Here is a 24,457-nt window from a genome sequence, read left to right as displayed (position 1 = left end):
TTCGGCGTGCACGCCCGCGCCAGGAGCCTGGGGCGGCCCGACCTTTTTCGTCCAGGCCATCGTCGGTACGGTATGGACGAGCAGGCGGTGTTCGAGCGACTGGACTCGAACGCGGACCGTCCCGACGAGCTCCTCGAGCACTTCCGGTCGCGGACGGTCGCGGGCCGGGACGCGCTCGTCCTCACGGATACGCGGCACGGCGTGGAGCGCGGCACGGTCGCGTTCCCCGACGCCGACGTCCTCGTCCGCGGGTACCCGAGCATCCCGCGGGTCCTTCACCTCGACGCGGGCATCGAGTCGTTCTTCGCGGACGCCGAGGACGACGGGACGGTCGAGTCGGTCGTCGTCGAGGAGAAGCTCGACGGATTCAACGTCCGCGTCGCGCGCGTCGACGGCGACGTGCTCGCGTTCACGCGCAGCGGCTTCGCGTGCCCGTTCTCGACCGCTCGCGCTCGCGAGTGCCTGGACGTCGACGCGTTCTTCGACGCGCACCCAGAGCGCGTGCTCTGTGCTGAGCTCCTCGGTCCGGAGACGCCGTACACGACGCACGACTACGGCGACGTCGCGTCGAGCACGCTCCGCGTGTTCGGCGTCCGCGACCGCGAGACGGGCGCGCCGCTGTCGGTCGCGGAGCGCCGCGCGATCTGCGAGCGCTTCGGGTTCGAGCAGCCGCGCTCGTTCGGCGAGTTCCCGGTCGCGACCAGCACCGGCGACGACACCGGACGGGGAGCAGATGACGAGCGGGACGCCGCGACCGCGGTCGCCGACGCGACCGAGGCGCTCGACGCCGCGGGCCGCGAAGGCGTCGTGATGAAGACCCCCGACGCCCGCAGGGCGGTGAAGTACACCACGGAAGCGATGCATCACGGCGCGCTCGCGTACGCCTTCTCGCTGCCGTTCGACTACGGCCGCGACTTCGTGTTCTCGCGGATCGTCCGCGAGGCGTTCCAAGCGCACGAGTTCGACGCGACCGACGACCGACGCCGCGAGCGCGCTCGCGGTCTCGGCGAGTCCATCCTCCTCCCGATGATCGACGCGATAGAGTCGGTCGCCGACGGCGGGACGCTCGGCGACCACCACACCGTCCGCGGCGAGCCCGACGTCGTCGAGGCGACGCTCGCGCACCTCCGCGACCAGGGGCTCGCGGTCGACGTGACGCGCGACGACCGCCACGGCGCCGAGCGCGTCGTCGAGTTCCGGAAACGCGCCGAGGCATCCACCGACCGGATCGCGTACTACCTCGACGGCGGCACCGTCGACGAGTGACCCGGCCGCAAGCGCCGCAGTCGGCTCAGACGTCTTCGAGGGTCGCGGCCCCGAACGGCGTCGAGAAGTCGTCGCACCAGACGCCGACGCCCATCGCACCGTCGACGTCGACACCAGCGGGGAGAGTCTGCGCGAACGTGCCCGTCTTGGTCATCTCACCGCCGTCAGCGCCGCCGTCGATCGGGATGCGCTCGCCAGCGTCGATATCGGCCCTCGTGTCCGGGTCCGGGTCGGGCGTCAGGTAGCAGTAGACGTCGGGGCCCTGCGTCTGCTCGTACTCGCGGAACTGGAGGAAGTACCCGGCGTCGTCGCGTGCGAGCTCGACCGTCCCGCGACACTCGTGGTTCGCCTTCCCCCGGAACGACCCGCGCTTCAGCACCGTCGCACCGCCGCTGCCGGCGTCGCCGTCGGTTCCCGTTCCGTCGTCCATGCCGCCGTCGCTCCCGCTGCCACCGCCGTCGCTCCCGCTGCCACCGCCGTCGCTCCCGCTGCCATCACCACCGGCGTCGGCGCTCGTCGACTCCCCGGCGCCGCCGACGCGGTCCTCGTTCTCGGCCGTCGCGCGCTCCGGCGCGAACAGCTCCCACCCGAGGTAGCCACCACCGCCCAGTACCGTCGCACCGCCGAGAACGCCGAGGAGCGTGCGTCGCTGCATACACGACCAGACGCCACCGGACGTGAAAGCGATTCTTCAAACTCCGTCTAGAGTTCGTCCCCCATCCGGCTGGAATCCGTCGCAAGGATGCACTGAACCCCTCTTCGTCGCTTGTCTCCTCGTCCCGCCTCGCGGCGGCGAAGAAGTTACCCGGAACGCCTCGGTACGACGAGAGGATGCGGATGAACCGACGCGACGTCCTGTGTGGGCTCTCCGCGGGGCTCTCCGGCCTTGCCGCGGGCTGTATCACCGGTTCTCCGGCCACCGACGATGACGCCGCCCGTACGACGGTCGTCAAAACGACGGACGTGACGGCGACCGGTTCGAACGGGAGCGCCGAAGCGACGACCGACGAGTCCACGTCCGCGGGAACGACGTCGTCGCCAGACGTGGCCATCGAACCGCGGGAGACGACCGCCGTAATCGAGAGCTACGAGGCCACGGTTCGTCTGGACGTGACCGTCGATGGTGGAACGCTCGCGGACGCGAGCTGGGAACCGATCGAGCAACCCGACGGCTCTACCGTCGGTATCCTCGACTACGACGACTACGTGAAGATCCACGTCGACACCGCGGGCGAGTACGCGATCCAGGTGACGGCGTCGTTCGACTCCGGGTCGCGCGTTCGCGACGTCGCGACGATCCACGCGACGAAACCGACGACCGGGGGAACACCCACCGAGGAATCGTCGACGAGCGTCGGACTCAGGCGACCCGCGTCCCGTCCTTGAACACGGCGTCGACGGTGTTCTCGCCGAACTGGTAGGGGACGTGGACGTGACTGGGAGCGTCGACGATCGCCATGTCCGCGGGTGCGCCCACGTCGAGTCGGCCCCTGGCGGGGCGGTCGAGCGCGAGCGCGGCGTGCTCGGTCGCGGCGACGAGCGATTGCGCGGGCGTCATCCCCATCTCGACGCAGCACAGCGACTGCGCGAACCCCATGGAGCGACTGTGACAGTTCGGATTGAAGTCAGTCGCGACCGCGACCGGCGCGCCGGCGTCCAGCATCTCTTGAGCGTCCGCGTACTCCGCGCCGAGCCCGAACGCGGTCCCGGGGAGGACGACCGGGACGACGTCGTTCTCGACGAGCCCGTCGACGTCGGCTCGCGTGGAGTGCAGGAGGTGGTCCGCGCTCGTCGCGCCGACCTCGGCGGCGAGTTCCGTCCCGCCGATGTGCGCGAGCTCCTCCGCGTGCACCTTCGGCGTCAAGCCGGCGTCAACGCTGGCTTCGAGCACGCGCCGGGACTGCTCGACGCCGAAGACGCCCTCCTCGCAGAAGACGTCGCAGAACTCCGCGACGCCCTGGTCGGCGACGGCCGGGAGCTGCTCGTCGACGACCGCGTCGACGTACGCGTCGGTGTCCATCCCCTCCGGGACGGCGTGCGCGCCCATGAACGTCGGGACGACGTCCACCGCGTGCGTCTCGGCGGCCGTCTCGATCGCCGACAGGAGCTTCAGTTCGGTCTCGGTGTCGAGCCCGTACCCGGACTTCACCTCGACCGTGGTGGACCCGTACGCGAGCATCGCGTCCAGGTGCTCGCGGAGGTTCGCGACGAGTTCGTCCTCGGTCGCCTCGCGGACCGCGCGGACCGTGCGGAGGATGCCGCCACCCTCCTCGAGAATCTCCTGGTACTGCTTGCCGCGGAGCTTCGCCTCGAACTCGTCGCTCCGGTCGCCAGCGAACACCGCGTGCGTGTGCGGGTCCACGAACCCCGGGACGACCGACTGGCCGGTCGCTTCGTACGCCGTCTCGGCGTTCTCGGGCGGATACTCGCGGCACACGTCGTCGCTCGGGCCGACCATCGCCACCTCGCCGTCGACCACGGCGACGCCCGCGTTCTCGTGGACCGCGAGGAGGTCGTCGCCGGCGTCGCCGCCCGGCCACGCGCCCTCGCGTTTCCCGACGACGACCTCCGCGGCGTCGTGGACGACGGTCTCGGCGCGAGCCATCAGTCCTCGCCTCCGGCCCTGTCCCGCATCGGGACCGCGACCCCGCTCCGCTCCGCCTCGTCGATCGCCTCCTCGTACCCGGCGTCAGCGTGCCGGATGACGCCCATCCCCGGGTCGGTCGTGAACACGCGCCGGGCCTTCTCCGCGGCGAGTTCGGTGCCGTCGAGGACGACGTGATTGTTCGTGTGCAGCGAGTTCCCGATGCCGACGCCGCCGCCGTCGTGGACGCTGACGATGTCCGCCCCCGATGCGGTGTTCAGGAGCGCGTTCAGTATCGGCCAGTCGGCGACCGCGTCCGTCCCGTCCTGCATCGCTTCCGTCTCGCGATTGGGTGAGGCGACGGAGCCCGCGTCGAGGTGGTCGCGCGTCACCACGACCGGCGCGTCGATCTCGCCGCTCGCGACGAGTTCGTTGATGCGGAGCGCGAACAGCGCACGCTCGGTCAGCTCGGCGTCCTCGTCGACGTGCGTCGCGTCGAGCGGCGTCTCGCTCACGGGCGTCGTCTCGTACCCGAGCCAGCACACCCGACTCGGGAGCCCCTGGAACGACACCTGGTCGCGAGCGAGGTCGATCCATCGCGCGAGGTCGTCCTTCTCCGGGAACAGTTCGAGCACGGCCTCGTCGGTCCGCGCGATGTCGTCCTCGTTCCCGGAGAGCGCCGCCCAGCGGAACGGTCCCTTGCCGCGACAGAACAACGGCCGGATGTACGCGGGCACGAACCCGGGGAAGTCGAACGCGGTCTCGAACCCGCGGTGTTCCTTGACCTGCCCGCGAATGTTGTTCCCGTACTCGAACGCGACCGCGCCGCGGTCCTGCATGTCGAGGATGCCCTGAACGTGGCGCTCCATCGTGTCGAGACTGGCTTCGACGTACGCGTCGGGGTCCTCGCGACGGAGTTCGTCCGCCTCGTCGACGGTGGAGCCGCTCGGATAGTAGCCCTCGAGTTCGTCGTGCGCGCTCGTCTGGTCCGTGACGACGTCCGGGACGAAGTCGCGTTCGAGCATCCCCTCGAACATGTCCGCGGCGTTCATGTGCAGGCCGATACTGAGGGGTTCGTCGTTCGCGGCCGCGTCCTCGGCCATCGCGATGGCCTCGTCGAGGTCGTCGGTCTTCTCCATGCAGTAGTCGGTCTCGATGCGGCGGTCGATGCGGTCTTCGTCGACCTCGGCGGCGATACAGACGCCGTGGTTCATCGTGACCGCGAGCGGTTGCGCGCCACCCATCCCACCGAGGCCGGCGGTGACGGTGACGGTGCCACGCAGCCCCTCGCTCTCGGGGAAGTGCTGGCGGGCGGCCTCGGCGAGCGTCTCGAACGTCCCCTGGATGATGCCTTGCGTGCCGATGTACGCCCACGACCCCGCGGTCATCTGCCCGTACATGATCTTCCCCTCGGCCTCGAGTTCGTGGAAGTGCTCCCAGTCGTCCCACGCGCCGACGAGGTTCGAGTTCGCGATGAGGACGCGCGGTGCGCGCTCGTGGGTCTCGAACCGACCGACCGGCTTCCCGGACTGCACGAGCAGCGTCTCCTCGTCGTCGAGGTCGCGAAGTTCCGCCATGATGGCGTCGTACGCGTCCCAGCTCCGGGCCGCACGGCCGGTGCCGCCGTACACGACGAGGTCCTCGGGGGCCTCGGCGACCTCGGGGTCGAGGTTGTTGTTCAGCATGCGGAGCGCGGCCTCCTGCCGCCAGCCCTCGCACTCGATGTCGGTGCCGGTCGGTGCGCCTTCGTACTCGCGGTACTGGTCGCTCACGTCGCCGACGTCCAGGTTCCCGCCGCCTGCGTTATCAGCCATACAAGTGACTTCGACGGGGAGCACGTTGGACATTCACCCACCATGAGGAGAGGGGTTTAAATACAGTAGTGGGTTTCGGTTCGTGATGCCGGCCACCTGCCCAAGGTCGCCGTCGACGAGGCATGGACGTTCGAAGGCCGAAGGTTCGCGAGCGTCGAGTAGCCTCCTCTCGACGGTACGCCGGTAAGACCGTATTTCCGGACCGTTCACCGAGCGAGTCATTCGCGACCACGTGCGTCATAATCCTCTCGTACCGGTTCGACCACCAGCTCGTTCCGAGCACCCCTGTCGCCGTTTCTCACCCGTTTCAACGTCGCTCGCCGAGCGGGAGTGTAGCGCTCCGTTGACGAACATGAAGTGTAGGTTACTGAGAACGCCACACATCTATCAAGTTTATAACAATCAGGTTGGCCGGTGAACGAGAGGCCATGCCATTCACGCGAAGGTCGGTCCTGGTCGGGACAACCGCGCTGGCAGCACTGGGCGACAGCCTCTGGACGCTCGGTCCGGATCACACCGACGAACAGACACGCAACAGCGTCGGCGTTGCCATCGGAGTCAACGACGCGCAGGAGTTCCGCGGGCTCAGTGGAACCGTCACCCTCGAACGCGTCCGCGACCCCTGGCAGCCCGGGAACAGCGATGGAGACCAAGGCAACGGGAACGGCGGTGGCAATGGTAACGGAAACGGTAACGGCGACGGCAACGGTGGCGGGAACGGTAGCGGGAACGGCAACGGTGGCGGGAACGGCAACGGGAACGGTGGCGGGAACGGCAACGGCGACGGGAACCAGGGTCCGCCGGGGAACGACGTGCTGCACGTGACGTCGGCGCTGCGTCGGGGAACGTCCGAGCCGATGAAGACGTTCGATATCGGGTTGTCGCTCCTCGACGTCAGCGACCGAGAGCTCACGGTCGGCGACATCGCGGGATACGGCGGCGATGGTCCCGGGTTCGCGTACGACTGGGGGGCGACCGAGTCCGACGTCGTCGGCGTCGATACCGACCACGAGGGAGTCGGGTCGCCCGACGACGTCTGGATGTTCCTCGACACGGATCCGGAGAACGAGCGTTCGAGCTCGAACGGCCCGTGGCCGCAGTTCAGGGATTCGCAGGCGGTGTTCAGGACCATGTACGCGGATCGAAACGATGCCACGGGCGGGTTCGCCGAAAACTGGGATGTCGGGCAGTGGAACACGCGCGACGTGACCGCCGAGTTCGAGTCGTCTGACTGGAAGAAGCTGAACCTCGAAGAGCGACGGTTCGACCGCATCGACGAGGAGGACGGCGTGACAATCTACGAGGACGCGCTCGTCGTCGGCGTCGGCATCAGTCGCGGCGACCCGTACTACGGTCCGTCCACGCTCGATTCGTACTATCGAGACCTCACGCTCGCCGGGACGACCTACGAGTTCCCCGCCACGCTCGAACGGGGGCGGGGAAGACCGAGGTGAGACCGGGGCCGTCGCCCGGATTTATGTCGACGCGTCGGGAAGGGCCGGTATGGAAGACGTGGACTTCGACGAACTCGTCGCCTCGCTGACGCTCCGCGAGGAGAACGCCGCGTTGAAGAGCTACCAGAACACCGTCGCGGTCGCCTGTCCGGCGTGCGACGACCCGTTCGACGACCTCGTCGTCTGCAAGGAGAACCCGACGAGCCTCAACCTCTCCCGGCAGCTCGACCTCTGCGTCGGGAGCGTCGACGACAACGCGGTTATCTTCACGCACAAGCGCTGAGTCGCGACGCTGGCGAGTGCGTTCCGCTCGAAGGCGGGTTCGAGGAGCTCAATCCGGTCAGGAGACTCCAGTGGACGACGGGTTCGTCAGGGGCTGAGGAGCGCCTGCACCGCGAGCAGCGCGAGTCCGCTCGTCGCGAGGAGCGCGGTGAGGACGAGCGCGATGGGTGTGCCGCCGGTACTCCGGAGGTCGTCGACGTCCACGCTGAGGCCGAGTCCCGCGAACGCGACGAGGAACAGTGCCTTGTAGGCGCGTTCCATGGTCGCAGTGGCGGCGTCGGGGACGAGCCCGGTGGACGTGAGGACGACGACCGCGAAGAACCCGAGGACGAACGTCGGGAACGACGCCCAGATCGCGCGGACCGAGCCCGCGATACCCGTCGTCTCCACGCGGTCGCCGTCCCTCTCGGTGTCGGCGTTCGCGTACCGGAGCGAGTACGCGACGACGAGGACGCCGAGGAGGAGGTTCCGCGTGAGCTTCGTAACGGTCGCCCATCGACCGGCGACGTCGCCGAACGCGAACCCGGCGGCGGTGACGGGGCCGGTGGAGAACATCGTGAGGCCAGCCCAGACGCCGAACGTCCGCTCGGTGAGCCCGAGCGCGCTCCCGACGACGGGGTACGCGAAGAGCATAGCGACGTCGAACAGGAGGATGGTGCCGGCGGCGTACGCGAGGTCGTCCTCGTTCGCGTCGATGCTCCCGGCGACGCCGACGGCGGCGGAGACGCCGCAGACGCTCGCGCCCGCGGCGAGCAACGACCCGAGTTTCCCGCGGACGCCGAAGACGGCGTTCGCGAGGCACTCGACGAGGACGAGCGTGAGGACGACGACGCCGACGACGAGCGCCGCGAGCGTCGGTCCGGTCGAGAGCAGCGTCGAGAGCGACACCCTGGCGCCCATGAGGACGATGCCGGCCTCCAGCCAGCGCGTGTGCGTCCTGACCCCGGGTGCGAGCGGGTCGGGGACGCCGACGGTGTTCGTGACGAGGAGTCCGAGCGCGACCGCGACCACGAGCTCGCTCGCGACCGGCACGGCCGACGCGGTCAGGCGGGCGAGCGCGGCGAGCGCGACGAGGAACCCGAGGCCGGGAGCTAGCTCTCGACCGCGGGAGCGAGCGCGCTCGCGACGCGGCCGCTCGCGGCCGGCCGACGGTCGCTCGGAGTCGCTGCTCGAACTGGAGATGTCTCCGCGGACGCTCGCCCGAGCGAAATGCGTGACGGTCCACCGCGGTCGCGCGCGGACGACGTCGGTCGGCTCGCGGGAGTCAGCGGCCGATGGTGCCGCGGCGCGTGACCGGCGCGTCGGGGTCGATGGCGAACGCGACGAGCGTCGCGTCCTCGCTCGCGGTGACGGTGACGCCGTCGGGGTCGGTCACGAGCGCGCTCTCGGTGTACCCGACCGACGCACCGTCGACGTCGACGGCGCCCTCGAACGCGTACAGGTACGTGTGCCACCCGTCGCGGGCGGGGAGCGTCGTCGTGGCGCCGGCGTCGAGCCTGCAGTCGTAGCAGTCGACGTCGTTCCGGACGGACGCGGGGGCGTCGGTCCCGGTCGGCCCGAACACGTGCCGCCAGTCGTTCGCGGCGGGCGCTGGGAGGGGTTCGTGCTGGATGCCGGGGTCGAGGTCGAGCGCTCGGGGGCGGACGAATATCTGGAGCATCCGCAGCGGCGGGTCGTCGGCGAGCGTCTCCTCGGCGTGCCAGAACCCGCTCCCGGCGTTCATCGCCAGCAGGTGCTCGGAGTCCGTGTCGAGGTCGTTGCCCTGCCGGTCGTCGTGACGCATCACGCCCTCGGGCACCCACGAGACGATCTCCTCGTTGCGATGCTGGTGCATCCGGATGCGCGTCCCGGGGTCCATGAAGGACTCCACGACGGTCGCGAGCGGCCCGTACCCGTGGTCGTCGTGGTCGGGGACGGCGCGGCCGGGGAAGTTGAAGTGCGTTCGGAACGCGCCCTGGTTCCGCGAGACGTCGGTTCGCTCTGCCGTGTGAACGTGCGAGCGACCGCGCGTAGACTGCGAATCGTCCATTGGGGCCCGCTAGCCGCTCGGCGCGTTTAGGGGTTTGCGCGACGGCCATCGAAGGGGGCGGTCGAGACGCGACGCGGTCAGTTCCTGTCCCAGACGCTCAGCGAGGTGGACGCCTACGGCACGCTCGACGGCGACGCGTACGACCGGGACGCCGAGCGGCTGCTCGTCGTCGCTCAGCGGTGACCGAGCCACCGCGGCGACGGGAGCGTTCGCGTCGAGAGGGCCTCAGACGTTCCGGCGCCGGTGTCCGGCGCGCCAGGCGTCGTCGAGGACGCGCTCGCAGGGGACGGCGTCGAAGGCGTCGACGGGACGATATCGCAGCGGGTCGTCGTCGACGCGCTCGACGACGTCGAGCGCGACCAGGTCCTGGAGGTGCGCGAACGCCTCCCCCGCGCCGAACTTCACGTGATAGCCCGTCATGTCGCCGAAGCGGTCGCGCGCGACCGCCCACGGCGTGACCCCGCGGTCTCCTCCCTCGGTGTCGGCGAGGTCGGCGAGCGAGTCGAGGACGAGGCCGGCGCGCTCGCGGTGGTGCTCGCGGAGTTCCGCGAGCCGCGGCGCGAGGTCGAACGCGGTCCCGTGCCCGGGGAGTGCACGCCACCCCGCTCCCGCGAGCTCGTCGAGCGCGCGCCGGTAGTCCGCGAGCGGGTCGGACTGGCGGGTGTCGCCGCCCCCGACGTTCGGTGTCACCGTCCGGAGGACGGCGTCGCCGACGAGCACGCGCGCGTCGGCGGTGCGCTCCCCGCCCCCGGCGGTGTCGCGGAGCGCGAACGCGACGTGTCCGGCGGTGTGCCCGGGCGTCTCGACGACGGAGAGCGGCCCCACGACGTCGCTCGCCGCGAGCGCGTCGACCGCCGTCTCGTCCGGCATCGGCGACGGCGAGTCCGCGTCGCGGAGCGAAGCGACGTGCTCGTCGGGCACGCCCCAGCGCGAGAGCGCCGCCGCGTCCCGGTCCACGCGTCGCGCTCGCGCCGCGGCGTAGTCCGCGACGAGCGGCGCGTCGCGCTCGTGCAGGTGGAGGGTCGCGTCCGCCGCGTCCGCGAGCCGCGGCGCCAGCCCCGCGTGGTCGACGTGCCAGTGCGTCACGAGCACGTCCGCGACGTCCGCGACCGCGAGACCGACGTCCGCGAGTCCCTCGCGGAGGTGCTCGAACGCGGTGTCGCCCGGCGGCCCCGGGTCGACGACGATGCCCGAGTCGGGGAGGACCCACGCGCTGTTCCCGCCCTCCGGCCCCGAACCGTACGCGGTCGACACCTGCACGCGCTCGACGGTCAATCGGTCGTCGCGGGCGCGGTCGTCGTGGTCGCGCGCCTCGTGGGTCGCGGGGTCGTCGGACACTCAGGTCTCACCCCCGTCCGTCGAACCGTCCGCACCGGTGAGCGCGTCGAGGTACCCGTCGAGGCCGTCGCGGAGGTACGCGACGTCGACGCCGGCGACGACGAAGTCCATCTCCCAGTCGTCGCGGCGCTCCGGGGCGTTCTCGTGACTCGTCGCGAGCGTGCCGACGGCGACCGACCCCGGGGCGGTGGCGGCGGCGTCGGCGACGGTGTCGATGCCGGCGCGGAACGCCTCGGTGTCGAACGCGCCGAACTCGCCGAGGCGCGCGGAGAGGTCCGCGGGCCCGACGAAGAGCGCGTCGAGACCGTCGAGTGCGGCGATTGCGTCCGCGTCCGCGATGGCGCCCGTCGTCTCCATCTGGAGGATGGTCGCGACGTCGTCGTTCGCGGACGCGACCGTGTCGTCGAGCGTCCGCCCGTAGTCGGCGGCGCGTCCGCCGGCGACGCCGCGGACGCCCTCGGGCGGGTACTGGCTCGCGCGAACGGCCTCGCGAGCGTCCGAGACGTCCTCGATTTGAGGGACGAGAATGCCGTCGGGGCCGAGGTCGAGGAGCCGCTTGATCTCGGCGCGGTCCGGGCCGCTCGCGCGGACGACGGTCGCGGTGCCGGTCGCGTCCGCGTCGGCGTCGGCCGCGGCGTCCCGCCGGCTGACGCGGTGGTTCGCGGCGTCGACGGCGCGAACGCAGTCGGCGAGGTCGCCGATGGTGTTCTCGGAGTGCTCGCCGTCGAGCACGACGAAGTCGACGGGTTCGGCGGCGAGCACCTCGGCGACGACCGGATGGCCGACGGTGCACCACGCGCCGACGAGCGCGTCGCGGTCGCGGAGCCGGTGGGCGAAGTCGGGTTGCATACCGGTGGCGAGGACGCGCAGCGTCAAAAGTGACCGCGTCGCCGGTGCCGTCTTCCCCCTCCGGTGCGTTCTGTCGGTCGTGCTGGGTCTGCGATACTACGTCTGCGAGCGCTGTGACGCCGTTCACGCGGACGTCGAGCCGCCGGATGCGTGCGGTCGCTGCGGGCGTCGCGGTGCGGGCGCGTTCGACGACGTCACGCCGTCGCTCGACGACGCGACCGCCGCGTACTTCGCCGGGGACGCGACCCGCTGAGTGGCCGCGCCGGGCGGTGCGTGGACGGCGTGGACGGAAACCGGCGAGCGCCGTGAGTCATGCCAACGGCTTTCACGAGACGGGTCGACGCTGCGGGTATGTCATCACTCACGGCTCGCGTTCGCGCGCCGGAGCGCTCCTCGATACGCGTCATGTACGACCTCGCCGAGGCGCACGACGGCGACCTCGTCCGTCTCGAGGTCGGCGAACCCGACTTCGATACGCCCGAGCACGTCGTCGACGCCGCGATGAGCGCCGCGCGCGACGGCGACACGCACTACACGCCCAACGCCGGGACGGTCGCGTGCCGCGAGGCCATCTCGAACGTCCTCGCCGACCGATACGACCTCGACTACGGCGTCGAGGATCTCTGCGTCACCGTCGGCGGGATGGAGGCGCTCCTGCTCGCGACCCTCGCGACCGTCGGCCCCGGCGAGGAGCTCCTCGCGCCGGGGCCGGCGTGGCCGAACTACGAGACGCAGGCCGCGCTCGCCGACGGCACGTTCACCGAGGTCTCCCTCCCCGCGGCGACCGGGTACGACCTCGACCCGGACCTGGTCGTCGACGCGATGAGCGACGACACCGCCGCGGTCGTCCTGACGACGCCGAACAACCCGACCGGGCGCGTCTACGACCCCGCGGACTGCCAGCGCGTCGTCGACGCCGCCGCCGACCACGACGCGTTCGTCATCGCGGACGAGGTGTACCTCTCGCTGTGCTACGACCGGGACGCTCGCGCCATCGCCGAGTACGCGGACCAGCCGTCGCACGTCCTCACGGTCGGGTCGTGCTCGAAGGCGTACGCGATGACGGGATGGCGCCTCGGCTGGCTCGCCGGCGACGCCGACGTCCTCGAACGGATCGTGACGGTCCGCGAGTCGACGACCGCGTGCCCGTCGAGCATCGCGCAGGCCGCCGCCGAATCCGCTCTGACCGGCCCCCAGGCGCCCTTCGAGGAGATGTACGCGGCGTTCGAGGAGCGCCGGGACCTCGTCCACGACCGCCTTCGGGCGATGCCGGGCGTGACCGCGCCACGACCCGAGGGTGCGTTCTACGCGTTCCTCGACCCCGGCGTCGACGACTCGCTCGCGCTCGCCAAGCACCTCCTGCGCGAACACGGCGTCGTCCTCGCCCCGGGGAGCGGGTTCGGGAACGCGGGCGACGGCCACCTCCGGCTCTCGTTCGCGAACTCGAAGGCACGACTCCGCGAGGGACTCGACCGGCTCGAAGCCGGTCTCCGCACGTACTGACCTCTCCGTCCCGCAGCGGAGACTATCGACCGCTCGCGCCCTCTCGACGCACGGTGGCCGTCCTCCCCCCTTCCGGCAGGTCGAACCGTCGACGGTCCCGGTCGCGGAGTGCGAACCGTAACAGCGGGCGACGTCACGGACGAGGACGCACCGGTTCCGACGGCGAGACGGGGCCCTCAACCCTGCACGTGGAGTGGGGTTCAAGTACCCGTGGGGCGTCGTCGCGGACGAGATGTACGAGGCGACGTTCCACATCCGCGGGGGCGTGCCGTACGCGGACGCGACCGCTGACGGCGGCGTGCGCGTCGAGCTCTGGTGCAACGACCACTGCGACCTCCTGCACGTTCGCGGGGGCACGACCGAGGCGGTCGTCGGAGCGGTCGCGGACGCCGTCGGCGTCGCCGACGTCCTCGAACGCGGGACCGAGGCCGTCGTCGTCACCGACGAGTGCCTGCGGCCGCACACCGAGGGGAACGTCGAACGGTACCTCGAACGCCACGACTGCCTGCTCCTGCCGCCGCTCCGGTACGAGGACGGCGGGAAGCTCGTGCGCGTGCTCACGCTCGACGCCGCGAACCTCGCGGCGTTCTACGAGGACGTCCGCGAGTCCTTCGAGGTCACCGTGCGCTCGAAGCGCGAGGTGGACGCGGTCGCGCACGACCGGGCGATGGGGGCGCCGGCGGTGCCGTCGCTCTCGGCGCGCCAGCGCGAAGCGATCCGCGACGCGTGGGCGGACGGCTACTACGCCGTTCCGCGCGAGACGACGACGACCGAGCTCGCGGCCGCGATGGGCGTCGACCGGCGGACGTTCGAGGAGCACCTCCGGCTCGCCGAGGAGAAGGTCGTCGGCGCGCTCGTCGAGCATGTCTGAGCCGACGCCCGATTGCAGTGCGCCGACGTCGCGAAGCACGCTGCACGGGCTGCAGCGCGCGAACCGACCGGGCCGCAGTGACTGACCGCGTCGTGCACGCTCTCCTGATTCGCGGTGCGCGTGCGACGACCGCCGCGAACGTCGCGAGCGCGCCGGTCAGTCGTCTCCTGGCGTGGCGCTGGCGGCGGGTTCGAGGTCGAGGTCGACGTAGCGCGTCCAGAGGACGAGGAGGCTCGGGAGGACGAGCACGCTCGCGAGGAACGCGTACACGATGGCGGTCGCGGTGACGAACCCGAACCGCTGGAGGCTCGGGACGAGCGCGAGCATGAGAACGCCGAATCCACCGGCGGTGGAGACGGCGCTCGCGAGGAGCGCGCCACCCGTGCCCTGGAGGGTGCGTTCGAGTGCCGGGACGGCGTCGCCCCGTTCGCCGAGCTCCTCGACGAAGCGCTCGCCGATGTGGATGGCGTAGTCGACGCCGACGCCGATGGCGATGCTCGCGATGATGGCGGTCTCCGTGTTGAACGAGACGCCCGCGACGTACATCGTCCCGAACAGCCACGCGAGCGCGAACACGACGGGCGTCATCACGACCGCGCCGAGCGTGAGGGTGTCGTACCGCCGCCAGAAGACCACCGTGAGGAAGGCGACGATGACGCCGAACGTGATAGCGAACCCGGTGACGAGGGTCTCCAAGAGCCCGCGCTGGACGAGTTCCTGGACGATGGGTGACCCGGTCGCGGTGACGACGAGGTCGCTCCCGGACTCCATCGCGGCGGCGACGTCGCGCATCTCCGCGGTGACGGTGCCGGTGTCGGCGCCGCCGACGAGCGCGACGCTCGCGCGGAGCGCGCGGTACTCCCCGTCGTCGCGGTAGAACGCCGCCTTCGCGCCGTCGGGGTTCGCGCGGTAGACCGCGTCGTACACCGCGGTCAGGTTCCCGTCGGGGACGCCGTCGCCGTCCGCGTCGTTCCGCGCGACGACGGCCGCGACCGTCTCGTTCGCCGCGGCGGTCCGCCGCACGACCTCCAGCGGGCCGTCCACGCGGAGGCTCCCGTCGGCGAGCGTCACGGCCGTCTCCGTCTCCGCGAGGTCGTCCTCGGCGGCGGCGAGCCGTTCGAGCGTGTCGGGCGCGGTGACGTCGCCCTCGACGAGGAATATCGCCCTGGATTGGTCGCGCGACTGCACGAACTGCTCGTTGATGTAGACCGCGTTCGACCGGAGGGTGTAGTCGCTCGGCGCGAACGGCCCGGGGAGCGACTCCATCCACTCGGGGGTGTCCCGCGGGAGGAAGTCCACCTGGTCGATGCTGGTGTCGATGTCGGTCGCGGCGACGCCGCCGGCGGCGCTCAGGACGAGCGCGACCGCGACGACGACCACGGGCGCCTTCCGGGCGACCGTCGCACCGGAGGCGAGTACCCGGCCGGCGACGCCGCCACGGCCGAACGGGCGCTTCTCGCGCGAGAGCCCGACGCGCTGCGCGAGCTCCTCGAGTTCGACCTTCAGCGGCGGGAGGAGCACGCCGAACACGAGGAACGCGGAGACGATACCGACCGCGGCGACGGTCCCGAACTGCTGGATGGAGACGATGGGACTGACGAGGTTCGACCCGAACCCGACCGCGGTCGAGAACGTCGCCGCGCCGATCGCGACGACGACGCCGGTGAGGCCGCGCGTCATCGCCTGCCGGACGTCGTGGTCGGGGTCGTCGAGTTGCGCCTCCCGGTAGCGCATGACGACGTGGAGCGCGTAGTCGATACTCAGCCCGATGAGGAGGAACGGGACGGCGATGATGAGCTGGGTGACGCCGATGCCGAGCCAGCCCATCGCGCCACCCATCCAGACGAGGACGAGCACGACGCCGAGGAGGCCGAGTGCGACGTCGAGGACGTCCCGGTACGCGGCGCCGAGGAGGGCGACGATGAGGAGGAGTGCGACGGGCGAGATGAAGGCGAAGCTCTCACCGGTCGCGGTCCCGGCCTCCTCGTCGACGATACCGACGCCGAACGCGAACGCGCCCGCCGGCACGATGTCCTCCTCGGCGTACGTCTGGATGGCGAGTTGGGCGTCGGTCACGGCCGCGGGCAGGTCGTCGGTCGTCCCGTCGCGCGTGTCCTGAAAGACGAACATGATGCGGCCGGACGCGGCCGTCGACCCCGCCTCGTAGTCGGTCGCGAGGAGCGTGTACGGGTCGACGGGGCCGCGGTCGTCGCGCTCGGGGTCGAGGACGTCCGCGACGACGGCCTCGACCTCGGCCGGCGACATCGACTCGAGTTGCGCGATCTGCTCGTCGAGCGTCGGCCGACTCGGCGGGCCGGCGCCGCCCGCACCCGCGGGCGGACCGCCCCCGTCGCCGCCGGTCTGCCCGTCGCCCTCGCCTCCACGTGCCTGCTCGGCGCGTATCGCGGCGGTCGCCACGACGTTCGACAGTCCGACGACGGGCTGGTCGGTGCGGAGCGTCGCGTTCACGTCGGGGTCCTCGCGGAGCGTCCGCTGGAACCGGAGCGTCGACAGCAGCGACTCCCTCGTGAGGACGTCGTCGCCGCGGACGACGACCTGGACGACGGTGCTGTTCTCGCCGTCGGTCGTGAAGTTCGCCTGGGCGTAGTCGAGTTTCTGTGCGGCCGTCGAGTCGCTCTCGAAGCTCGTGATGGAGAGGCCGCCGTCGACGTTCGCCGCGCCGGCGCCGACGACGAGCGTCGCGACGAGCATGAGCGCGACCACCGTCTTGCTGTAGGTGGTGACGAGCGCCGCGTAGCGTGCCGGGAGTGTCATCCGTCAACCCGTACGACGCCATCGCAAATAAGTATTGTAGAATCCTACAACAAACGCTGGAATCGGGACCGGGGGACTGATACGACCCCTCGCCCAAGGCCCGACAGCACGCCGACACACCATGAGCGCACAGGACGCCGTCGCCGCACTGAAACGACTCGGACTCCCGAACTACGAGGCGCGCGTGTTCGTCGCGCTCCAGGAGCTCGGGTCCGGGACCGCACAGGCCGTCAGCGACCGCTCGGAGGTGCCGCGCTCGCAGGTGTACGGCGCCGCGGACGAGCTCGCCGAACGCGGCCTCGTCGAGGTCGTCGAGTCGAGCCCGAAGGAGTACCGGCCCGTCGACCTGGCGACCGCACGCGACCTCCTCACCGAGCGGCTCGACCGGGAGCGGACGCGCGCGTTCGAGAACCTCGAATCGATCCAGGCGACCGGCAGCGATCACGGGAAGCGCCAGGACGTCTCCACGCTCCGCGGTCGCCGCCCGATAGACGACCGCGTCGTCTCCCTCGTCCAGGACGCCGACGCGGTCGTCGTCCACGTCGCCCCCGAGGGCGACGCGCTGAGCGAGCAGGTCGCCGCCGCACTCCGCGACGCCGCCGACCGCGACCGACGCGTCACCGTTCTCACCGCCGACCGCTCCGTCCGCGACCGGTTCGCCGACGACCCCGTCCGGGTCGTCGTCATGTCCGAGGACAACCCCGCCGACTTCGCCGGGCGAGCGCTCATGGTCGACGAGAGCACCATCCTGCTCGCCGTCGAGACGGACGACGACCCGCTCGGCGAGGAGGCGTTGTGGACCGCCAACTCCCGCATCGGCGGGATTCTCGCACAGTTCATGCAGTCCGGGATGGAATCCGGGACCGAACGCACCGACGACGGCGGCTAACCACCCGAACACCGCCGCTTGAGTGCGGCGTGAGAACACCGGCCCGCAGTTTCTCTCGCCCGCCGCCGTACGTCTCGTATGTCAGGACCAGTCCGCGTGCTGCTCGTGCCAGCAGCGGACGAGCCGATGCTCGACATCGGGCACGCGACCGCCGAGCGCGGGACCGAGTTCGGCCTCGCCATCGTTCGAGACGTCGCCAGAGAACGCGGTGGACCGTCACTGTCGGCGAGAGCGACGTCGACGGCGAACGGAGCGCCTAAACCGCCGGGTCGACTCTGCATCGACGACACGGTCCGCCATGATTGCAGGAGGCCACGCATGACGAGAGGAAGTCACGCATGACGCGAGGGGACCACGAGTCGACCGACGAGCGTGTCCTCGACCTCGACGAGTCCTGGAGCGTCGCCGGAGCGACGCTGTACCGCGCCGCCGACGACCCCGCCGACCCCGAGCGCTTCGGCGGGACGATGGGGGCGAGCGCGCTCGCCGCGGCACTCGACCGCGCGACCGAGACCGTCCGCGAGTCCCCGCCGGACGCCGACGGGTACGCGGTCCCGCTCCACGAAGCCGACTCCGCCGCCGTCACCGACGAGTACGTGCTCTGGCGCCCCGACACCGAACAGTTCGGGTGGTACGACACCGCGTTCGGCATCGACGGCACCGTCCGGTTCGTGGACGTCGGCGACGCCGCGCGGACGACCATCGGGGACCGCCTCCGTCGCTGGCACCCCGACGAGACCCCCGACGACGACCGAACCGAGGACGCCGACGGCCCGACCACCGACGATGCGAACGGCGATGGACCGACCAGCGACGGCGCAAGCGCCGATGGGCCGAGCGGGAACGACCACGCTGCGACGGACGCGGCCGACGATTCGTCGGACGACGTCGACGTCCCGCCGGCGGTCGTCGAACCGAACGAGTCGTCGAACGTCACGTCCGTCGAGGGGCGCATCGACGCAGTGCGCGAGACGGTCGCCGCCGAGCGCGACGCCGCGCGCCGAGCGAACCGCGCTCGCCACCGGAACGCGACGCTCGACGCGCTCGTCGACGACGGCATCGCCGTCGGCCCGTTCGTCTCCCTCGGGCGAGCGAACCACGAGTCCCACATCGGCGAGTTCACGCTCCAGCGCGCCACCGGCGCACCCGGTGACGGCGACGAGTACCGCGACGAGACGACCCTCCATCGCGATAGCGTCCTCCTCGTCGACGCACGCGACGACGCTCCCGAGTTCCCGCTCGCCGTCCGGACGACGCGCGTCGACGACCCAACCGTCCGCGTCAAGCCCGCTCGCGCCGGCGACGTCCCCCTCGAACGGTTCGAGACACTCCTCACCGACCGCGACCGGGACTTCCACCTGACACCGCTCCTGAACCCGGTGCCGTTCGAACGACGCACCGACGCGCTCGACGCGCTCGCGGCCGACGACCAGAAACGCGCGCTGTTCGCCGGCACCCGCCCCGTCACGTTCACCGCCGACGAACGCACCACGCCAAGCGTCCCGCTCGACCTCGACGCGTACCAGCGCCGCGCCCTGAAGTGGGCGGACGACGCCGAGGACGTCCTCTGCATCCACGGCCCGCCCGGGACCGGGAAGACGCGGACGCTCACCGCGTACGTCTGTCACGCCGCCGCCCGCGGCGAATCCGTCCTCGTCACCGCGCACTCGAACCAGGCGGTCGACAACCTCCTCGTCGGCGACAGCACGCGCGGAGCGCCCGACCCCGGGAGCCTCCACGCGTTCGCCGCCGGCGCCAGCCAGACCGACCGCGAACGCGACCACGCACTCGACCTCGACGTCGCCCGCGTCGGCCGCGGGACCACGAACCCCGTCGTCCGCGACCACTACGCGAACGCCGCCGTCGCGAACGCCGACGTCGTCGCCACCACCACGAACGGCGCCGCGCGCTTCGACGCGAACGCGTTCGACGTCGGCGTCGTCGACGAGGCCACGCAGGCGAGCCGAGCCGCGACCGCCATCGTCCTCGCCGCCAGCGAGACGCTCGTCCTCGCCGGCGACCACAAACAGCTCCCGCCGTACGCCGCCACGGACACCGCCACCGACCGCGCAGCGAACGCCCACAACGCAACGAACCCCCACCACGGCCAGCACGCCGCGGGCGACGCGACCCGCCCGTCGCTGTTCGAGGACCTCCTGGACGCCTACGGCGACGACGTCTCCGTGCTCCTCCGCCGCCAGTACCGGATGCACGACGCCATCGCCGCGTTCCCGAACGACGCGTTCTACGACGGCCGACTCGAGACCGCCGCGCGGAACGCCGACTGGCGCGTCCGCGACCGCGACCCGCTCGTCGCCGTCGACGTCCACGGTCCCGAACGCCAGGAACACGGCGGCGACTCCTACCACAACCCGACCGAGGTCGACGTCGTCGCCGACGAGGTCACCGCCCTCCTCGACGGCGCACTCGACCCGGCGGACGTCGGCGTCATCTCGACGTACGCCGCCCAAGCCGACCGCATCCGCTCCCGACTCGCGGACGGCGACGTCCCCGGCGGGCAACGCGTCACCGTCGACACCGTCGACTCCTTCCAGGGCGGGGAGCGCGAAGCCATCGTCGTCTCCCTCGTCCGCAGCAACGACACCGGCGCCAGCGGGTTCCTCGAGACGCCGACCGTCGGCCCCCGCCGCCTCAACGTCGCCCTCACGCGCGCCCGCCGACGCCTCGTCCTCGTCGGCGACTTCGACACCCTCGGCACGGTCGCACCACACCGCGACCCCGACGACTCCTGCGCCGACCTGTACCGCGACCTCGCCGCGGCCGTCCGCGAGCACGGCCGCATGGAGACCCGTCGCTGACCACGACCACACTCCGGCCAGCATCGCGCCCCCCGCCGCTGCCACGTCGTATCGCGAACGTCGAACAGCCACCAGCGCGAACAACTCGATTACACTGACCAGTAACACTGAACGGAAACCCAGATGCAGCGACGGCGACACCACCAGAATCCGCTCGCTACAGGTTGATGTGCGACGTCGACGACGGCATCTCGTCGCCATCGTCGTCACCCCCCTGCACCGGCCCCTCGTAGAGGTACGTCAGCGAATCGTCCACGAGGTACACCTGCCCGTCCTCGACCACGACGTCCACGTCCGCGAGCGTCATCCCCTCGGCCTTCCCGTTGTCGCAATCCCCCGAGCACGTATCGAACGTCGACCCGTGCCGCGGACAGATCATCCCCCCATCTCGAACCACCGCCCCGACACCCTCCCGAGCGAGCCGCTGGTCGCTCTCGTGCACGCAGTAGTTCCGGAACGCGGCAACCCCGTCCTCGCACGGCACCACCACCACCACCTCGCCATCATCGCCGTACGAATCCCGAACCGCAAACAGATACGACCCGTCCTCGTGCACCGATTCCACGCTCGTCACCCGCGTCCGCGCACTCATACCACTCACCAGCGACCCATCGCACAAATCGTTTTGGCACCCCCCGGGGCTAGCCGCCCACCGCACCGCACCCGCGAACCCAGCTTCGCGAACGCGACGACCGGAGCGCCGCTCGCGGTCGGCCGTCGCGGCGCCTGCGGTCGGGCGGGGCGGCGAGAAAGAGGGGTCAGGGGAGAAAGAGGGGCCAGGGGAGAAAGAGGGGTCAGGGGAGAAAGAGGGGCCAGGGGAGAAAGAGGGGTCAGGGGTGGGTGAGTGTGGGTCGTGGCGCTATGCGAGGATGGCGAGTGCGGTCGCGGAGGTGTTCGCGAGGACGTGCGCGACGATACTGCTCGAGGTCCCGTAGCGGTGTCGAAGGACGCCCCACGCGACGGCGAGGACGACGAGGGTGAGGAATCGAAGCGGCGTCGCTCCGAGGTCGACGACGAGGTGCTTGGCGACGAATACCGCGGCGGTGACGGCGAGGCCGACGGTGGCGCCGTAGGCGTCGACGAGCGCGGTCTGGACGACACCACGCCACGCGATCTCCTCCGCGATGGGCGCGACGATGCCGTTCGCGACCAGGACGGTAGCGGCCCCGAGCGTCGAAAGCTCCGCGAAGGCAGCGCCGACGCCCATGTCGTTCGGGGTGCCGACGAGCTGCGTGTAGACGACGGCGGCGATCATGAGGAACGCCTGGCACGCGACGAAGGCGGCGACGCCCCAGCTGACGCTCCGGAGCGACGGCGAGAGCTCCCAGTCGCGCGGCGAGATCCCCGCCTGCGTCCCGGCGTACGCGACGACCGGGGCGAGGAGGAGGCCGGTGAGGGCGATCGTCGCGCCGAAGCCGACCCCGGGGATGCCGGTGACGTCCGCGAGTGGTGGGGTGAGTCCGCGACGGATTGCGAACTCGCCGACCACCCAGAGGAGGCTCCCGAGCGCGGCGACGGCGACGGGTGAATTGGCGGGCGATGCAACTCCGGACGTGGTGGTGTGTGCGTCTGTCATTGGTGGGCGTATCCGTGTCGTGTCGTGGTGGGCGTGGCTGTCGGGCGCGGAGCGTCGAGCGGGGGTGGGCTCCTGCGGGTTCAGTTCCCGTCGGCTTCGAGCGCGAAGAGGTCCTCGACGAGACAGTCGAAGTGGTCGGCGAGCTTCAGCGCCAGTTCGAGCGACGGGTCGTAGCGGTCGCGCTCGATGCTGTTGATGGTCTGGCGGCTGACGTCGACCGCCGCCGCCAGGTCCGCCTGGCTCATCTCGGCGTCGGTCCGGTGCTCGCGGACGTGGTTCTTCATCGTCGCAGGCGCGTCACCCCGTAGACGAGCCCCCAGACGACGAACACCGCGCCCCAGCCGAAGATGACGCCGTCCACGATGGGTGGGGCGTCGTAGACGTTCGCTTCGCCGAGCGCGTCGATGCTCGGACTGAGGACGAGGAGACCGCCGCCGATGACGTATACCGTGCGGTGACTCGTGATGCGTTCCAGTTCCAGGTCGCGTTCGTCCACGATGTAGTCGCTGCGATAGAGGACGACGATCGCGCCGGCGATGAACGTCCAGTAGGCCGCGACGGCGACGATCGGCTGCCCGACGAGGTCGAGCGTGAGGAACGAGAGCATCGCTGCGGCGATGAGCCCGCCGAACAGGCGTCTGTCGCGGCGTCGTTTGGCGAGCGGTTCGACGTCGTCGTCGGCTCGTCCGAGCATGGCTGTGAATGAGTCCGTCATGTCTGTCGTTCGTGGTACTGCGTGGCGACCGCGTACACGCCGAAGACTCCGGCGAGCGCGAACATCGCCCCCCAGAAAGCCGCGGGAGCGGTCGCGACGCCGGCCGCCTGGAGTGCCGCCATCCCCGGCGCACCAGCGATGAGGGCGAACGCGGCGACGGTAAGGGTCGTTCCGGCGGCGTTCGCCATGATCTCGCGGTCGCGTTCGTCGTACGGTTCCGTGTCAGTCAGGGACCCATACGCCATGAATCCGAGGCCGCACAGCCAGTAGATCCCGACGCCGACGAGCGGTCGGTCGAGCGCGAGGCCAGCGACGTATGCGACGCACCCGAGGGCGACGAGGCCCCAGATGACGCGGCGACTGTGGCGTCTGGCGGCGAGCGGGTCGTGGTCGGTTTCGCGTTCGAACATGGATTGTGTAAAGCTCGTTTGTCGTAAAGCTCGCTTTACAGTAAAGCGTGCTTTACACTCCTACTTAATTCTGACGGGAAAGTACGCGCAGCCAATCCAGCCCACCGGCGACAGACCCTTACCACGGGCCCGCGACGCAACGCGCATGCCGGACGACACCATCCTCCTCACTGGCTTCCCCGGGTTCCTCGGGAGCGCGCTCGTCGACCGCCTCCTCAACCGCGGCGAGCACGTCACCTGCCTAATCCAGTCGAAGTACCGCGACCTCGCCGCGGACCGACGCGACGACCTCGAAGCCGAGCACGACGCGGAGGGCCGTATCGCGCTCGTCGAGGGCGACATCACCGACCCGGACCTCGGACTCCCCGACGACGGCGAGTTCGCCGTCGACGCGCTCGCGGACCGGACGAGCGAGGTCTATCACCTCGCGGCCGTCTACGACCTCGGCGTCGACCGCGACCTCGCGATGGCCGTGAACGTCGACGGCACCGAGCACGTCCTCGACTTCTGCGATGCGTGCGACGACCTCGACCGCCTGCACTACGTCTCCACGTGCTACGTGAGCGGCCGGTATCCCGGCGAGTTCACCGAGGACATGCTCGTCGAAGGCCAGTCGTTCAACAACCACTACGAGTCGACGAAGTTCCTGGCGGAGGTCCGCGTACAGGACGCGATGGACGACGGGCTCCCCGCGACCCTCTACCGGCCGAGCATCGCGGTCGGCGACAGCGAGACCGGCGAGACCCAGAAGTACGACGGCCCATACCATCTCGTCCGGTACTTCCTCGACCAGCCCGGTATCGCGGTCGTCCCCGAGTTCGGCGACCCCGGCGCGGTCGAGGTGAACGTCGTGCCGCGGGACTTCGTCGTCGACGCCATCGACGCCATCAGCGCCCGCGCCGATACCGTCGGCGAGGTGTACCAGCTCGCGGACCCCGACCCGCCGTCCGTCGCGGAGATGCAGGCGGCCTTCGCCGCGGCGACGAACACGTGGACGGTCGACGTCCCGTTCTCGAAGACCGCGTTCCAGTGGCTGCTCCGAGAGGTCGACTCCGTCCGCGACTGGACCGGTATCGACCCCGCCATCGTCGACTACTTCACGCACCCGACGCGGTACGACACCGCGAACGCGACCGCCGTCCTCGCTGACGCCGGCGTGGAGTGCCCGGACTTCCGCGAGTACGCGCCGCGGCTCGTCGACTACGTCCGCCGGCATCCCCACGTCGGCAGCGACGCGATGACGTGACCGCGACCCCGACGCGATGACGTGACCGCGACGCGAG

At 70.8% G+C, this 24,457-nt stretch carries 24 protein-coding genes; 11 read left to right on the top strand and 13 right to left on the bottom strand.

The window, feature by feature from the left end:
• Positions 1–72 precede the first annotated feature (72 nt).
• A complete protein-coding gene (locus SM754_RS10230) occupies positions 73–1,266 on the top strand; it encodes an RNA ligase (RefSeq protein ID WP_323676126.1) in 1,194 nt (397 codons plus the stop codon).
• 25 nt (positions 1,267–1,291) lie between these two features.
• Here the strand turns inward: SM754_RS10230 and SM754_RS10225 are convergent, their stop codons facing one another.
• Positions 1,292–1,921, bottom strand: coding sequence for a DM13 domain-containing protein (locus tag SM754_RS10225; protein WP_323676125.1), 630 nt, complete (start codon positions 1,919–1,921; stop codon positions 1,292–1,294).
• Between the two features lie 182 nt (positions 1,922–2,103).
• On the opposite strand from SM754_RS10225, the gene SM754_RS10220 reads away from it, so the two are divergent.
• A complete protein-coding gene (locus SM754_RS10220) occupies positions 2,104–2,652 on the top strand; it encodes a hypothetical protein (RefSeq protein ID WP_323676124.1) in 549 nt (182 codons plus the stop codon).
• On the opposite strand, the gene hutI is transcribed toward SM754_RS10220, so the two are convergent.
• The gene (gene hutI, locus SM754_RS10215) at positions 2,627–3,871 is read right to left on the bottom strand and encodes an imidazolonepropionase (protein ID WP_323676123.1); all 1,245 of its coding nucleotides are present in this window, start codon (positions 3,869–3,871) and stop codon (positions 2,627–2,629) included. The two genes, SM754_RS10220 and hutI, sit on opposite strands and share 26 nt — an antisense overlap.
• Entirely contained in the window at positions 3,871–5,664 is a 1,794-nt protein-coding gene (gene hutU / locus SM754_RS10210) for a urocanate hydratase (protein ID WP_323676122.1), read from the bottom strand. Before hutU ends, hutI begins: the two co-directional genes overlap by 1 nt.
• A 428-nt stretch (positions 5,665–6,092) precedes the next feature.
• Here hutU and SM754_RS10205 point away from each other — a divergent pair, with 428 nt between their 5' ends.
• Together SM754_RS10205 and SM754_RS10200 are read left to right on the top strand one after the other, a co-directional pair.
• Complete coding sequence (locus SM754_RS10205) at positions 6,093–7,118, top strand: hypothetical protein (protein WP_323676121.1); 1,026 nt, start codon at positions 6,093–6,095, stop codon at positions 7,116–7,118.
• Between the two features lie 49 nt (positions 7,119–7,167).
• On the top strand, positions 7,168–7,401 hold the full coding sequence (locus SM754_RS10200) for a DUF7385 family protein (RefSeq protein WP_323676120.1): 234 nt from the start codon (positions 7,168–7,170) through the stop codon (positions 7,399–7,401).
• A gap of 86 nt (positions 7,402–7,487) precedes the next feature.
• Here SM754_RS10200 and SM754_RS10195 read toward each other — a convergent pair whose 3' ends face one another.
• The 4 genes from SM754_RS10195 to SM754_RS10180 form a co-directional block, all read right to left on the bottom strand.
• Positions 7,488–8,432, bottom strand: coding sequence for a YeiH family protein (locus tag SM754_RS10195; protein ID WP_323676119.1), 945 nt, complete (start codon positions 8,430–8,432; stop codon positions 7,488–7,490).
• 232 nt (positions 8,433–8,664) lie between these two features.
• Positions 8,665–9,429: a pirin family protein gene (locus SM754_RS10190; protein WP_323676118.1), complete on the bottom strand. Its 765-nt coding sequence runs from the start codon at positions 9,427–9,429 to the stop codon at positions 8,665–8,667.
• A gap of 225 nt (positions 9,430–9,654) precedes the next feature.
• Positions 9,655–10,767 (bottom strand): MBL fold metallo-hydrolase, encoded by a 1,113-nt coding sequence (locus SM754_RS10185; RefSeq protein WP_323676117.1) that lies wholly within the window; start codon positions 10,765–10,767, stop codon positions 9,655–9,657.
• On the bottom strand, positions 10,768–11,616 hold the full coding sequence (locus SM754_RS10180; protein ID WP_323676116.1) for an HpcH/HpaI aldolase family protein: 849 nt from the start codon (positions 11,614–11,616) through the stop codon (positions 10,768–10,770).
• Positions 11,617–11,695: 79 nt separating this feature from the next.
• On the opposite strand from SM754_RS10180, the gene SM754_RS10175 reads away from it, so the two are divergent.
• The 3 genes from SM754_RS10175 to SM754_RS10165 all read left to right on the top strand — a co-directional run bounded on the left by SM754_RS10175 (position 11,696) and on the right by SM754_RS10165 (position 13,990).
• Positions 11,696–11,869: a hypothetical protein gene (locus SM754_RS10175; RefSeq protein ID WP_323676115.1), complete on the top strand. Its 174-nt coding sequence runs from the start codon at positions 11,696–11,698 to the stop codon at positions 11,867–11,869.
• Positions 11,870–11,967: 98 nt separating this feature from the next.
• On the top strand, positions 11,968–13,119 hold the full coding sequence (locus tag SM754_RS10170; RefSeq protein ID WP_323676114.1) for a pyridoxal phosphate-dependent aminotransferase: 1,152 nt from the start codon (positions 11,968–11,970) through the stop codon (positions 13,117–13,119).
• Between the two features lie 193 nt (positions 13,120–13,312).
• A complete protein-coding gene (locus SM754_RS10165; protein ID WP_323676113.1) occupies positions 13,313–13,990 on the top strand; it encodes a helix-turn-helix domain-containing protein in 678 nt (225 codons plus the stop codon).
• Between the two features lie 156 nt (positions 13,991–14,146).
• Here SM754_RS10165 and SM754_RS10160 read toward each other — a convergent pair whose 3' ends face one another.
• On the bottom strand, positions 14,147–16,765 hold the full coding sequence (locus SM754_RS10160) for an efflux RND transporter permease subunit (RefSeq protein WP_323676112.1): 2,619 nt from the start codon (positions 16,763–16,765) through the stop codon (positions 14,147–14,149).
• Positions 16,766–16,886: 121 nt separating this feature from the next.
• Here SM754_RS10160 and SM754_RS10155 point away from each other — a divergent pair, with 121 nt between their 5' ends.
• The 3 genes from SM754_RS10155 to SM754_RS10145 all read left to right on the top strand — a co-directional run bounded on the left by SM754_RS10155 (position 16,887) and on the right by SM754_RS10145 (position 20,473).
• Positions 16,887–17,654, top strand: coding sequence for a TrmB family transcriptional regulator (locus SM754_RS10155; RefSeq protein WP_323676111.1), 768 nt, complete (start codon positions 16,887–16,889; stop codon positions 17,652–17,654).
• 78 nt (positions 17,655–17,732) lie between these two features.
• Complete coding sequence (locus tag SM754_RS10150; RefSeq protein ID WP_323676110.1) at positions 17,733–17,996, top strand: hypothetical protein; 264 nt, start codon at positions 17,733–17,735, stop codon at positions 17,994–17,996.
• Positions 17,993–20,473, top strand: a complete 2,481-nt coding sequence (locus SM754_RS10145) for an AAA domain-containing protein (RefSeq protein ID WP_323676109.1) — start codon at positions 17,993–17,995, stop codon at positions 20,471–20,473. The genes SM754_RS10150 and SM754_RS10145 overlap by 4 nt, the downstream gene beginning before the upstream one ends.
• A gap of 157 nt (positions 20,474–20,630) precedes the next feature.
• On the opposite strand, the gene SM754_RS10140 is transcribed toward SM754_RS10145, so the two are convergent.
• The 5 genes from SM754_RS10140 to SM754_RS10120 all read right to left on the bottom strand — a co-directional run bounded on the left by SM754_RS10140 (position 20,631) and on the right by SM754_RS10120 (position 23,174).
• A complete protein-coding gene (locus SM754_RS10140) occupies positions 20,631–21,065 on the bottom strand; it encodes a Rieske (2Fe-2S) protein (RefSeq protein WP_323676108.1) in 435 nt (144 codons plus the stop codon).
• A gap of 267 nt (positions 21,066–21,332) precedes the next feature.
• Complete coding sequence (locus SM754_RS10135) at positions 21,333–22,049, bottom strand: CPBP family intramembrane glutamic endopeptidase (protein WP_323676107.1); 717 nt, start codon at positions 22,047–22,049, stop codon at positions 21,333–21,335.
• A gap of 80 nt (positions 22,050–22,129) precedes the next feature.
• The gene (locus SM754_RS10130; RefSeq protein WP_323676106.1) at positions 22,130–22,333 is read right to left on the bottom strand and encodes a helix-turn-helix transcriptional regulator; all 204 of its coding nucleotides are present in this window, start codon (positions 22,331–22,333) and stop codon (positions 22,130–22,132) included.
• Positions 22,330–22,743, bottom strand: a complete 414-nt coding sequence (locus SM754_RS10125) for a hypothetical protein (RefSeq protein WP_323676105.1) — start codon at positions 22,741–22,743, stop codon at positions 22,330–22,332. The genes SM754_RS10130 and SM754_RS10125 overlap by 4 nt, the downstream gene beginning before the upstream one ends.
• Positions 22,744–22,760: 17 nt before the next feature.
• Positions 22,761–23,174 carry a DUF2178 domain-containing protein gene (locus tag SM754_RS10120; protein ID WP_323676104.1) on the bottom strand — a complete coding sequence of 138 codons (414 nt, stop codon included), beginning with the start codon at positions 23,172–23,174 and terminating at the stop codon, positions 22,761–22,763.
• Positions 23,175–23,319: 145 nt separating this feature from the next.
• Here SM754_RS10120 and SM754_RS10115 point away from each other — a divergent pair, with 145 nt between their 5' ends.
• Complete coding sequence (locus tag SM754_RS10115) at positions 23,320–24,420, top strand: SDR family oxidoreductase (protein WP_323676103.1); 1,101 nt, start codon at positions 23,320–23,322, stop codon at positions 24,418–24,420.
• The last annotated feature ends 37 nt before the right edge of the window (positions 24,421–24,457 follow it).

This window comes from Halorubellus amylolyticus, from assembly GCF_034808145.1.
Lineage (GTDB): Archaea > Halobacteriota > Halobacteria > Halobacteriales > Natrialbaceae > Halorubellus.
Note: the sequence above shows the minus strand (reverse complement) of the source record. Positions and strands in the feature narration are given on the sequence as shown.